Below are 12,348 nucleotides of genomic sequence, written 5' to 3'. Positions count from 1 at the left end.
GACTTTGGACTATTATTTAATACATAAAAACTTAACTACATCTTTTACGTCAATATTAAGCCGACTGTCGTAACGTCAACCCTGTTCGATTTGAAAGAGTAACGACAGGGGCTACCTTTTCAATGCAACGCAAGCAATTTGGAAAACGAGGCCTTGTGCCGAATACGGGGCAATCTTGGGCATCTCCGCAGTCCGCAGCCGTGGCGGCATCCGCTTATCAGACCGCATCGGCAGGCCCTGAAGCCTTTGAAGACAACGACAGTTTCTCCTTTGGCAAGGCGCTGACGCATGGCCTTTCAATCTTCTTCAGTTTTCGGGGCCGTCTGGGCCGCATGGAATACTGGACCATCGGCTTCATTCGTTTCTTCATCGACATGGTACTCGTTTCAACGCTGATCTGGAGTGCCTATCCCGCGTTCATGGATCTGATGTCACGCGCCGATCACATGAGCGAAAGCGCGCGAGACTGGGCTGTCATCGTTGCGATCTACGGTACCAACACCGGCATGATCTGTGGCTCGCTACTTTTGGTATCAGCGGTGAGCTATTGGTCGATACTGGTCAGACGTAATCATGACAGAGACGTATCCGGCTTCTGGCTGTTGCTTCTGTTCGTGCCCGTCGTAAACATCTTTTATGGGCTTTATATTTTCGTGGTGAATGGGTTTATTCCGGGCACACCTGGCAACAATCGCTTCGACACTCACAGTCCGCAGCCGCGCGTTTTTGACTAAAAGCAGTTGTGGCGAGCGACCAAATCTCGCTGTCTCAAAAAAAACGCCGCCGGAAACTCCGGCGGCGTTTTTCGTTTTGTTTCCGTTTTCTGCTACCCCATCAAGGTGGGCAGGATCGTGATGATCGACGGGAATGCCAGAAGACCTGCGATGGTCAGAACGTCCGCAACGAAGAACGGAATACAGCCGCGGAAGACTTCCTGAACCGGAATGTCCGGCCGGACGCCTGAGACGACAAAGCAGTTCAATCCTATTGGCGGCGTGATCAAACAGAGCTCCGCCATCTTCACCACCAGAATTCCGAACCAGATCGCACAAGCTTCGCCCGACATGCCAAAGGCGCTGTCGGCCGCAGAGACACTCTCGCCGCCGTTCAAGGCCATAACGGCCGGGTAGACGACTGGAAGAGTGAGGATCAGCATGCCAATCGCATCCATGAACATGCCGAGCACGGCATAGGCGAGAAGAATGCAGATCATCACGATCCAGGGCGAAAACTCCAACGCCACGATGAAGTCCTTGAATGCTTCCGGCAGACCGGCAAAACCGAGAAACCGCACATAGACCAGCACACCCCAGATCAGCGTGAAGATCATGACAGTGAGTTTTGCCGTTTCGTGAAGGGCTTGACCAAGCTGTTTGGTCTTCATGCCTTTGGCAAACGCAACCATCAGCACAACAAATGCGCCGAGAGCGCCTGCTTCCGTCGGCGTTGCCCAGCCGAAGAAGAAGGAGCAAAAGATGATACCCACAACGGCGATGATTGGAAGCGTGCCGGGAACGCTCTCAATGCGCTCCATCCAAGTATAACCCTTCACCGGAGGCGCATCACCACGCCAAGCGGATACGGCTACAATGATGCCGACATAGATCAGTGCGGAGAAAACGCCAGGCAGGAACCCTGCGATCAGCAGTTTGCCGACAGACTGCTCCACAAGGATTGCGTAGATCACCAGGATCGCCGACGGCGGGATCAGGGATGCCAGCGTGCCGCCTGCAGCCACCACAGCAGCCGAGAGGCGTTTGGAGTAACCGGCATTGAGCATCTCGGGAATGGCGACACGTGCAAAGACAGCAGCTGTTGCAACGGATGCCCCCGAGACGGCTGCAAATCCGGCGGTTGAAAACACCGTACCAACCGCCATGCCCCCAGGAAGCCAACCGAGCCAGCGTTTGGCCGCTTCAAAGAGCTGCTTGGTGAAACCTGCGTAAAAGGCCAGAAACCCGATGAGAATGAAGGTGGGCAAAACAGACAGGGCGTAGGTTACTGACTTGGAATGCGGAATGGTCCCGGCCATTTGCAGAGCGACAAAAAAACCGCGTTCAAAACCCATCTTCATGGAAAAGTGGATGATCAAACCGACCAGCCCGGTGAAGGCTGCCGCGAATGCGACCCGCACCCCGAGGATGACGAGAACCAGAAGCACTCCGGTCATGAGGAGGCCAACGTCAAACGGCGTCATTTGGAGCCTCCCTCTTTTGTATCTTCACCAAAAGCTTCTTCGATTTCGTGTTTGGCGTGCTCTTCAACCCCTTCGATGACCGGAACGCCAATTGGCGTCCGGCGAGGATCGGCGATCAGACGGGCATAGCCGTAGATCTGCATCAAAAGGCGCAGAAACAGGAGACTGAGAGCAACCGGAATTACAAGTTTGGAGGGCCAGGTCGGTAGACGGATATCCATCGTACTGTCGCCGATGTTCCAGGCACGTTCGAAGTGATACGAGCTCCCCCAGATCAGAAGCGCAACGGTGAATGCGATCAGAATGACACCAATCAATTCACAGATGTAAAGCGTGCGGCCACTCAGATTGCCAAGTACGATTTCCATTCGGATATGACCGCCAACACGCTGGCAGTAGGCAACACCGGCAAATGCAAAAATGGCCATCGCCTGTTCTGTGATGTCGATAAAGCCTGGCACCGGTGTGTTGAACACTCTTCCGACGACTTGAGCGACAGCCAGCAACATCAAAGCCAGGATCGAAAAGGCGGCAAACATGTTGAAGGCGTTTTCCACGCGAGCAAGCCAGCCATCGAAACGGATATAGGTAACCGGCCGTTCCTGGTCGGAACGTCCACCGGGATCAATTGTCATCATGAGTTTCAGCCCCGAGCAGGGCTTTCTGGCGCCAGGAAATGTGCCCGGCGCCAGAAAGCAGAAGGGTCAAACCGAACGTGCCGGCTTATTCAGCAATGGTCTTCTTGACCATGTCGAGCAGTTCCTGCGCCGGAAGACCGTTCGCAGATTGCTCTTCAACCCATGCTTCATGGATCGGGCCGGCCTTGGAAGAAAAGGCAGCCAGTTCTTCGTCGGTGAACTCGACCTGAGTGACGCCGCGGTTTTCCAGTTCAGGCCACCACTTGTCGTAAACCTTGGCATAGGTGTCGAGATAGTGGGCAAGCGCCGGGTCGACTGAAGCGTCGAGAGCAGCCTTGAAGTCGTCGGGAAGCGCGTTGTAAGCGTCCACGTTGACAACGATCGGGCAATGAACTGTGCCCGGGTTCAGGTTCTTGGTCCACCAGTCGGCAACTTCAACCACTTTGAACGACAGATGCGCGTGCGGAGCAAAACCGGCTGCCTGCACTGTGCCTGAATCGATTGCCTGATAGGTTTCAGAGGCGGTCACGGATGTCGGAACTGCGCCAACGGCTTCCATCAGCTTACCAAGACCACCGAGTGCTCGAACACGCATGCCGTCAAAGTCGGAAATCGAAGCCGGGACGTCGCCCTTGCCAGCAAAGTTATATTGCGGCATCGGAGAAGGCATCAGCAGTTTCGCGTTCCAACGGCCGAGGTCCTTTTGAACGGCCGGATGATCGTAGAGAGCCTTGGACACCTTCACTTCCGTTTCCAGATCGGAAACACCGAGGAAAGGCAGCTCAAGAACCGTCAAGCTTGGGTTCTTGTCGGCATGATAGGACGCACAGAACTGCGCCATTTCGAAAGCACCGAATGAAATACCGTCAAGATTTTCGCGAGACTTGGACAGCGCGCCACCATAATGCAGCACGATTTCAAACTTTCCATCGGTCTTGGCAGCAACTTCCTGCGCCAGCTTCTCGACGTGCTCAGTAAACGCGCGGCGCTTGCCCCACAGCGAGACATTCCAGGTGACGTCGGCGGCGAAGGTTTCTGTCGCGAACATTACAGAGAGCGCAACTGCAGACACAGCAGTTGCGGACTTGAGTGAAAAGAGCATGCAATCCTCCCAGATCAATGAGCCGCTTGTTCGTTCGCGGCCCCGCTCACTCCTTGGCTGCTCAGCCTGAACCCAAATCGCGGTACAGACCCGTGCCAAGTCGCTTACCTTGAAGCATGACCCGTGCCAGATTGGATTGACAACAGCCCATTCAAGGTTTTTTGCGATTTTTTAGGGCGCCCGCACCGTGTGCTGCAATGCACCTAGGCAAGATCTTGCCGAGACCGTGTGCGCATCGGCGAAATTCCGCCGATCATCAATTCGCGACGGGTTCGACAGGCCCCGCCTGATCCCGGGTGAGCCCGTGGCGCGTCATCTTTTCGTTCAACGTTCGCCGCGGCAGATTGAGTTCTTGCATGACATCGGCAATTCGTCCGCCATGCCGATGCAACGCACTTTCGATCAGGCTGCGCTCATAGGCATCCATCAGCTCCTTCAGGCCACTTTCCTCTGATGGAGCGGTGCCCTCGCGGCCACCTGTGACCAGCGATTCCAGGGGCTGCGGACCAACCCCTGCATTTAGAACAAAGCGTTCTGCAGCATTGCGCAATTCACGTACGTTGCCAGGCCAGGAATAGGTCTGCAAAAAGGCCTCGTCACGAGCAGAAGTAACCGGAACGTCCAGGCCGTATTGAAGTGCGAAGCGGTTCAAAAATGTGTCAAACAGAAGCAAGCTGTCGCGCCCGCGTTCGCGCAGTGGCGGCACCTTCAGTTCAATGGTGTTCAGACGGAACAGCAGGTCCTCTCGGAGACGGCCTGCGGCCATTGCCTCCTTCGGGTCCAGATTGGCGGCACTGATCAGTCTGATGTCGACTTCCACCGGACGCGTACCCCCGATCCGGTCCACCTGTTTTTCCTGCAGAACGCGAAGCAGCTTGGGCTGCAATGCCAGCGGCATGGAAACGATCTCGTCGAGAAACAGAACACCACCACCTGCGGATTCTATTCGGCCTATCCGCCGTTTGTCGGCCCCGGTAAAGGCGCCAGCCTCGTGGCCGAAGAGCTCAGCCTCGACCATGGCCTCCGGCAGCGCTGCGGCATTGATTGCCACAAAGGGTCCGTCCTTGCGCGGGCTGAAGTCATGAAGAGCCTGGGCAATGACCTCTTTGCCCGTCCCTGTCTCTCCCGTGATCATCACGGCCGCATCGGTGCGCGCAAAATGAAGGACCTGCTGACGCAGCGTCTGCATCGCCGGACTGTTGCCGATCAGACGGCTTTCCAGGCCGGCGCTGTCGGCGAGCTGTGCTTTCAGCTGCCTGTTTTCCAGTACCAGAGTTCGTTTGTCGCAGGCCCTACGAACAACTTCGGCAATGTGATCGGGATCGAACGGTTTCTCGACGAAATCATAGGCGCCAGCACGCATCGCTTCCACGGCCATGGGAACGTCGCCATGTCCAGTGATCAGGACTACAGGCAACTCTGCGTCCTGTTCGCCTATGCGCCTGAGAAGAGAAACACCGTCTTCACCTTCAAGCATGACGTCGGAAACAACGCAGCCACCAAACTCTGGAGACAGTTTCGCCATCGCCTGGTCCGCCGTTGCCACTTCCTTGGTTTCAAATCCTGCAAGGCGTATCCATTGGCGAAGAGCGGCCCGCATTGACGGATCGTCATCAACGACCAGGACGGGTGTTTTGTCGGCTTTGTCTGTCATTCAGCGGCTTCAGGTTCCGGCTCGGCTTTCGCTCTGCTGCTATCGGAGACTGCCGAGATCGCAGGCAGCTCAAGTTCGAAGACAGCCCCTTTAGGGGTGTTTGCCCGAACTGACAAGCTGCCGCCCAGGTCCTCAGCCAACCGCATGGAGATCGCGAGCCCAAGTCCCATGCCGCCGGAACTCGTTTTCGTGGAGAAGAACGGATCGAAAATACGCTCTCGAAGATCTTCGGGAACGCCGGGTCCATTGTCGGAGATCTGAAGACGAACATCACCGTCGGTTAGCGCGGCTTTCAGTTCCACCCGGCCTTTCTGTTCGGACGCGGTTGCATCAGCCCCGTTTCTGAGAAGATTGACAAGGATCTGTTCTATGCGCAGCGGTGCCGTTTCCACTTCCAGTGGTGTGTCGGGCAGATCCAGAACAAGCGAAACCCCTGTTTCCTCAAATCGCGGGCGTGCGATTTTCTCTGCAGTTCTTATGCTTTCTCGCAGATCGATCCGTTCGATCCGGCTTTCTCCCGGACGCGAAAACCGTTTCAACTCCTGTGTCAGATTGGCCATCCGCAATTGCAGGGAATCTATCTCCACAAGGTTTTCGGCAGCTGTCTGTGTATCGCCCTTTTCCAGGAATTTTCTCGTTCCGGCGACGAACATGCGCAGCGCTGCAAGCGGCTGACTAAGTTCGTGAACGACCGCCGCAGACATTTCGCCAACCGCGGCGAGCCTGTTTGAACGGGCAAGTCCACGCTGTGCCTCCAGAAGCTCCCGCTCTATTCGTCTGCGTTCCTGAATTTCGCCGACAAGACGCGTGTTAAGTTCTTTCAGGTCCGCAGATTCCTGGCGCAGCAATACCGACGTCTTGCGCAGTCTTCGCCCTCTGAGCACAAGGACAATGACCGCGTAGACGAGGCACAGCGTGATGGCCGATGCCCAGATCGGCAGAATACTTTTGCGGGTTTCTTCGACCGGCACCAGGAAATGAAGTGTCCAGCCAAGCAGGCCCACATCGGCGGCATTGTGCCGGAAGGCCTTGCCGTCAATCGTGACAAGCTCACGTGCCCTCACCGCCTGATCACTGACAGGTTCGAGGCTTCTGCTTGCATATTGACGTGTCAGGTCAATTGTTTCACGCACGTCCTTGGTCAGGGGTTCGATCGTTCTGTAACGCCAGTCCGCGTGGCTGGACAGGAAGATCACGCCGTTGGCGTCTGACGCGAACACCGTTTCACCCCCTTCCGCCCACGCATCTTCCAGCGGCCCCATATCCACCTTGACCACAGCCACGCCAATTGGAGCGCCGGCCACCGGCGTTGGCCTTGCCAGAAAGAGACCGGGTTCGTCCGATGTCGCACCGATCGCAAAGAAGCGTCCTTCTTCACCCTGGATCGCCGATTTGAAATACGGCCGGAACCCATAGTTTCGACCGACCAGGGACAAGGGCTCCTGCCAGTTGCTGGCTGCAAGCGTGGTTCCCTGGCCGTTCATTACATAGAGCAGTTCCGCGCCGGAATTTTCAGCCATTTCCTGCAAAAAACGGTTGGCGCTGTCCACGGGCTGCCCGAGACCCAGCGCTGACGTCGCCCGCGGGTCCCGCGCAATCATGTATGGAAGATACCGGTATTTCTGGTACTCGCCCAAGATGGTCTGTCGATAGAGCGTCAAACGCTCGGCGGCCTTTCGGTCAACGCTCGCCTCATCCAGCTCCTGAACCAATTGAACAAGAACGAATGCGATTGCAACGAGCAGAAGCGGCGGCAGGGCCAGATAGAACCAGCGTTTTGACATGCACCTATTTTTACGGATTTTTTCGGTCTGCGCCAACAGGGCGTTTCAGCTGACGTAAAAGTTTGATACGCGTCAAGGACGCACGTTCAGGCTGTCCTTTACAACATCAGTCAGACAGGTTCGACACGCTGAACCGTGCCCTCAGGAGGGATAAGATGCCTATCAAAGACATATTGACGATACTGGATCTGGCAGGTGATCAACCTGCCGCCAAATACGCCCTCGAATTTGGCCGGAATCACGATGCCCATGTCACCGGACTTGCGGTTTCCTTTGAACCGGTTGTACCGGCGTTCGCTGCAGCACCCATGCCGGTCGACTACCTTCAGGCCGCCCACGATCAAGCCATTGCCGCTGCCAACGAGGCCAGGAAACAGTTCGACGAACTTGCGCGTCTTGCCGGTGTGAACAACGAAAGCCGGGTTTCGGAAATTCTGACCGGCGGCCCTTTGGAAAACGTCCTGGTGCATTGCCGTCCAACCGACATGGTCGTCATCGGACAGGCCAATCCAGACAGACCTGAGCCGATGCGCGAGCTGCTCATCGAGACGGTCCTGTTTGAAAGCGGCGTACCGGTTCTGCTTGTGCCCTATATCGGCAGCACCAGCTTTCAGCCCAAAAACGTACTGGTCGGGTGGGATGGCAGTTCCACAGCAACCAGAGCCATTCATTCAGCCCTTCCTGTTCTGGAAAAAGCCGATGAAATCACGCTTCTGGTCATCGAGAAAACATCCAACGCGGCGAACGGACAACCGGGCGCTGATGTCGCCATGTATCTGGCGCGCCACAACATGAATGTCACCATCAAGGTGATTACAAATCCTCAAACCGGTATTGCGGACACTGTGCTCAATCATGTTTCGGAAAGCGGCAACGATCTTGTCGTCATGGGCGGCTATGGCCACAGCCGAATGCGCGAATTCCTGTTTGGCGGCGCCACCAGGGAAATTCTGGAATCCATGACGGTGCCTGTCCTGATGGCACACTAGGAGCCACAAGTGATGCTGGATACCCGCGGAGCCGTGCAGAACTGGCCCGCGGGTATTTTTGTCTTAAGTATCTAATCGAAGTCTGATGATTGTTGCGCAATGCATCGTCTTACGGCCGATTAAGGGACCGCCCAGGTGACCATTCGAAATCTTGAAGGTTTTTTCGCTCCGGCATCAATCGCGGTTCTCGGGCCCTGCCGGCACCCCGGCGTTCTCACCGAGAAGCTGATCGCGTGTCTGCATGAGATCGAAGCCGCCCACAGGGTCACGTTGGTAGGCATCGAGCAGACGGTCGCTTTCAGCGGGCAGCGCGCCGCCCAGCTTGATGATCTGGAACGCATGCCTGATCTGGTGATCTATCTCGCCAAGGCCGAAACCCTGCCTGAGACGATTGCGAAACTTGCTAACGGCGGCACCCGTGCGGTCCTGATACCTTCACCTGGCTACGAAAGCTGGCCCGAAGCGCTCATTCAGGACTGCAGGGAAGCCGCCAGAAAAACCAGCTTGCGCATTATTGGCCCCGGCAGCCTGGGCATTGCGGTTCCGGCAAGCAAATTGAATGCGCTTTTGAGCGCTGAGACGCCCAACAAGGGTGATGTCGCATTTTTCTCCCGCTCTGGCGCCGTGCTGAATGCAACGCTCTCCTGGGCCAAAAATCACAACACCGGATTTTCGTCCATTGTCTCACTTGGCCAGCGTGTCGATGTCGATGTCGGCGACTTGATCGACTATTTTGCGCAGGATTTTCGAACACGGTCGATCGTTCTGCACCTGGAAGGCATAGCGATACCACGCAAGTTCATATCTGCTGCACGCGCAGCGGCACGCAGCAAACCGGTGATCGTGCTCAGATCAGGCAAGAGCCATGACACCGGCGGGACCGGTCGCACCCATGCCGGACGCCTTGCCAGAACTGATCTTGTCTATGAAACCGCGTTTCGCAGAACCGGCCTGTTGCGCGTTCATGATCTCGATGAAATGTTCGAGGCTCTGGAGACCCTTTCACAAATTCGGGTACCTCGCTGTGACCGATTGGCTGTTCTTGCAAATGGCCGCAGCCTTGCCAATCTGGCCGTCGACAGGTTGATGGATCTTGGAGCTAGATTTGCTGAACTTGGTACGGAGACCCGGGAAAGTCTCGAAGTCCTCAGCCGCACTTATGACGACCTTGATAAAACGCCGGCAGCAAACGGAACTATGGTTCTGCGCGAGAACATGACGCCAGACGACATCACGCGCGCCATAACCACCGTGCTGAAGGACACCCAGGTCGACGGGGCGCTTGTGCTGCAATCCGCAAGTGCGTTCCAATCCCTGCCGGAAATTGCAAAGGCCATCACCGATGCAGCAACCCTGGACCGAAAACGGACGGGTCGACGCAAGGCTTTGGTAGCGGGCTTGATCGGCGGTGACGGTGCACTGCGAGCGCATCTTTCCGACGCAAAAATCCCAAATTATGCCAGCCCGGCCGAAGCGGCCCGCAGCCTCATGCATCTGGCGCATGACGCGCAGGCCCGGGAATTCCTGATGGCCGCTCCCCCGAGCCTGCCCAGCAACTTCACCCCGGACACCAACAAAGCTCGTGGCATTGTTGAAGCCGCCCTGAAAACAGACCGCACCTGGCTTACACCAAAGGAAGTCTGTCAGGTGCTCGCATGCTATGACCTTCCGATCATGGCCACGGAAATGGCATCCACCGCGGAAGAAGCCGGGGAACTCGCCAGGCCATTTTTCGAAACAGCAAAGCACTGCGTGGCAAAACTGATTTCGCCTGACCTGCCCTTCAAATCCAACATAGATGGTGTCAGGCTCGGACTGGAAAGCCCGAACGCGGTGAGACAAGCCGCCGAAGAACTGATCAACAACACAAAGAACTCTTTCCCCGACGCACGAATTGCCGGTATTTCCGTTCATCCGATGCTGGAAGACAGGCACGGGCTCGAACTTTATATGGGTCTTGCCGAAACACAGGAATTCGGTCCTGTCTTGGTGTTTGGGCACGGGGGAACCTCGATTGAGGAAAGCGTCGACATTGCACTCGAGCTGCCGCCGCTCGATCTCCACCTTGCTCAGGCACAAATCAAACGTACACGGATTGCAAGATTGCTCGAAGGCGGTCCTGCCCGCCCTCCTCTCGACACTCCCGCCCTGGCTGAAGCGCTGGTGAAACTGTCGCAAATTACAATCGACATTCCAGAAATTCAGGAACTGGACATCAATCCGATTGTCGCGCTGCCGTCCGGCCTGATCGCCCTGGACGCACGCATGACCCTTTGTCACCCGGAAAACCGTCCTGGCCGGACGGGCAAATCTCGTCTGGCGATCACCCCTTATCCTAAGGAATGGGAACAGACGATCGCCTTGAAGGACGGCCTGGAAGTCTTCATACGCCCTGTCAGGCCAGAGGACGAAGAACTGTTCAAGTCGTTTTTCGAGGCTATTACGCCAGAGGATCTGAGGCTTCGGTTTTTTGCGCCGGTGCGCGATTTCTCTCACAGGTTTCTAGCGAGACTGACACAGCTCGACTATGCCCGCGCGATCGCATTTTCCGCGATAGATCCAGACGATGGACGCCTGCTCGGCGTCGTGCGCCTTCATGCGGACCCGGACCATCAAACCGGTGAATATGCTGTCATGGTTCGTTCCGACCTCAAGGGGGTCGGTCTCGGTTGGGCCCTGATGCAGCTGATCATCCGCTATGCCAAGGTCGACGGTATCACCACTATCAAAGGTGAGGTTCTGAAGGAAAACACTTCAATGATCTCCATGTGCCATGCCCTCGGCTTCACCGTTGGAACGTCGCCGGACGATCCAGGTATAGCTCTGGTGACGCTGCCGGTGGCCGACATTCCAGACTAGGCCGTGGACTCATAAACGCGTAGCCAAAGGCGGATCGCCGCGAGCTTCACGAAGGTAAGGAAGTTGGCGGCCCGCTTCTCGTAACGTGTGGCAATGCGGCGGCAGTGCTTGATCCGATTGAAGAACCGTTCGACCAGGTTTCGATCCCGATAGAGGTATGGGCTGAAGCAGATTGGCTCTCTCCGATTACGGCGCGGCGGAATGTTTGCCCACCCTCCACGCGCCGCGACAATCGAGCTGATGGCGTCTGAATCATACGCCTTGTCGGCCAGTAGCACTCCACCTTCCGGCATATCGCTTAACATGTCCTTCGCGCCCAGGCTGTCGTGTTGATGACCGGGTGCAATAGCCAATCTGAGCGGCAAGCCCTTCGCGTCAACAACGGCATGGATCTTGGTCGTCAGCCCTCCGCGAGAGCGACCGAGACCTTCAATTTCCCCATGCTTGATGCATGTTGCGTGCTGATGAGCCCGGACGATTGTGTCGTCGATCATCTGCACCTGTGCATCGTCTCGATGCGAGATCGCAATCAAGATGCGATCCCATACACCAGCGCGACGCCATCGCACGAACCGATTGTAGCAGGTGGTGTAAGGCCCATAGCAGTCGGGAAGATCCCGCCAAGGGGCGCCCGACTTCAATACCCAAAAGATACCGTTCAGGACGCGCCTGTCGTCCACGCGCGGAACACCCCTTGATTTACAGGGCAGAATAGGTTCGATGACGCGCCACTCGGCGTCAGTTAGGGCATATCGCATAATCGGGGCTCCTTCATGGAGCTTGAATCACACTAACTGTCCTGGGTTCAATGTCTGCTTCGTTGCTAGAAGCGGACCCTGCTCTCTCCGACCGGATCGTCTCAAGATGACCCGAAGCCGTCATTCGATACCGTTGGTGCGAAATGGCGCTCAGCGGACGAAGTGAGCCTTCGCTGCGGCTGCACCAAAGGCTGCTTTGACAAACTATCAGTCATTTAGAAAAACCTGCTTTTAACAAACGCGCCCGCAGTTCGTTCAGTTTGTCGGTGTCATTCAGAGGAATACGATCAAGGTGTTCAGTCCCGGCATTTGATGGATCGGATTAAGTCTGAAACGATCAGGTTCTGAAGTCCATATCTTGCAAATG

At 56.2% G+C, this 12,348-nt stretch carries 9 protein-coding genes; 3 read left to right on the top strand and 6 right to left on the bottom strand.

The features are described 5' to 3' along the window. Positions 1-122: 122 nt before the first annotated feature. Positions 123-734: a DUF805 domain-containing protein gene (locus Q0835_RS27165; RefSeq protein WP_298820918.1), complete on the top strand. Its 612-nt coding sequence runs from the start codon at positions 123-125 to the stop codon at positions 732-734. A 92-nt stretch (positions 735-826) separates the two neighbouring features. Here Q0835_RS27165 and Q0835_RS27160 read toward each other — a convergent pair whose 3' ends face one another. From Q0835_RS27160 to Q0835_RS27140, 5 genes are all read right to left on the bottom strand, one after another. Continuing rightward, on the bottom strand, positions 827-2,197 hold the full coding sequence (locus Q0835_RS27160) for a TRAP transporter large permease (protein ID WP_298820920.1): 1,371 nt from the start codon (positions 2,195-2,197) through the stop codon (positions 827-829). Further along, positions 2,194-2,835, bottom strand: coding sequence for a TRAP transporter small permease (locus Q0835_RS27155; protein WP_298820922.1), 642 nt, complete (start codon positions 2,833-2,835; stop codon positions 2,194-2,196). The genes Q0835_RS27160 and Q0835_RS27155 overlap by 4 nt, the downstream gene beginning before the upstream one ends. A gap of 85 nt (positions 2,836-2,920) precedes the next feature. Next, positions 2,921-3,937, bottom strand: a complete 1,017-nt coding sequence (locus Q0835_RS27150) for a C4-dicarboxylate TRAP transporter substrate-binding protein (protein ID WP_298820925.1) — start codon at positions 3,935-3,937, stop codon at positions 2,921-2,923. A gap of 256 nt (positions 3,938-4,193) precedes the next feature. After that, positions 4,194-5,591, bottom strand: a complete 1,398-nt coding sequence (locus tag Q0835_RS27145) for a sigma-54 dependent transcriptional regulator (RefSeq protein WP_298966237.1) — start codon at positions 5,589-5,591, stop codon at positions 4,194-4,196. Continuing rightward, a complete protein-coding gene (locus Q0835_RS27140; protein ID WP_298966234.1) occupies positions 5,588-7,375 on the bottom strand; it encodes an ATP-binding protein in 1,788 nt (595 codons plus the stop codon). Before Q0835_RS27140 ends, Q0835_RS27145 begins: the two co-directional genes overlap by 4 nt. A 155-nt stretch (positions 7,376-7,530) precedes the next feature. On the opposite strand from Q0835_RS27140, the gene Q0835_RS27135 reads away from it, so the two are divergent. Together Q0835_RS27135 and Q0835_RS27130 are read left to right on the top strand one after the other, a co-directional pair. After that, on the top strand, positions 7,531-8,364 hold the full coding sequence (locus Q0835_RS27135; protein WP_298820931.1) for a universal stress protein: 834 nt from the start codon (positions 7,531-7,533) through the stop codon (positions 8,362-8,364). A 135-nt stretch (positions 8,365-8,499) separates the two neighbouring features. Beyond that, positions 8,500-11,223: a GNAT family N-acetyltransferase gene (locus tag Q0835_RS27130; RefSeq protein WP_298966230.1), complete on the top strand. Its 2,724-nt coding sequence runs from the start codon at positions 8,500-8,502 to the stop codon at positions 11,221-11,223. Here the strand turns inward: Q0835_RS27130 and Q0835_RS27125 are convergent. Further along, a complete protein-coding gene (locus Q0835_RS27125) occupies positions 11,220-11,981 on the bottom strand; it encodes an IS5 family transposase (RefSeq protein ID WP_298966227.1) in 762 nt (253 codons plus the stop codon). The two genes, Q0835_RS27130 and Q0835_RS27125, sit on opposite strands and share 4 nt — an antisense overlap. Positions 11,982-12,348: the final 367 nt, after the last annotated feature.

It is taken from the genome of uncultured Roseibium sp. (assembly GCF_947499295.1).
Taxonomy (GTDB): domain Bacteria; phylum Pseudomonadota; class Alphaproteobacteria; order Rhizobiales; family Stappiaceae; genus Roseibium.
This window is presented reverse-complemented; position numbering and strand designations above follow the sequence as displayed.

Bases quoted from the DNA above. Each gene is read 5' to 3' on its own strand.
- Q0835_RS27155 (WP_298820922.1), bottom strand. From the start codon at position 2,835: ATGATGACAATTGATCCCGGTGGACGTTCCGACCAGGAACGGCCGGTT.
- Q0835_RS27135 (WP_298820931.1), top strand. From the start codon at position 7,531: ATGCCTATCAAAGACATATTGACGATACTGGATCTGGCAGGTGATCAA.
- Q0835_RS27145 (WP_298966237.1), bottom strand. From the start codon at position 5,591: ATGACAGACAAAGCCGACAAAACACCCGTCCTGGTCGTTGATGACGAT.
- Q0835_RS27140 (WP_298966234.1), bottom strand. From the start codon at position 7,375: ATGTCAAAACGCTGGTTCTATCTGGCCCTGCCGCCGCTTCTGCTCGTT.
- Q0835_RS27150 (WP_298820925.1), bottom strand. From the start codon at position 3,937: ATGCTCTTTTCACTCAAGTCCGCAACTGCTGTGTCTGCAGTTGCGCTC.
- Q0835_RS27125 (WP_298966227.1), bottom strand. From the start codon at position 11,981: ATGCGATATGCCCTAACTGACGCCGAGTGGCGCGTCATCGAACCTATT.
- Q0835_RS27160 (WP_298820920.1), bottom strand. From the start codon at position 2,197: ATGACGCCGTTTGACGTTGGCCTCCTCATGACCGGAGTGCTTCTGGTT.
- Q0835_RS27165 (WP_298820918.1), top strand. From the start codon at position 123: ATGCAACGCAAGCAATTTGGAAAACGAGGCCTTGTGCCGAATACGGGG.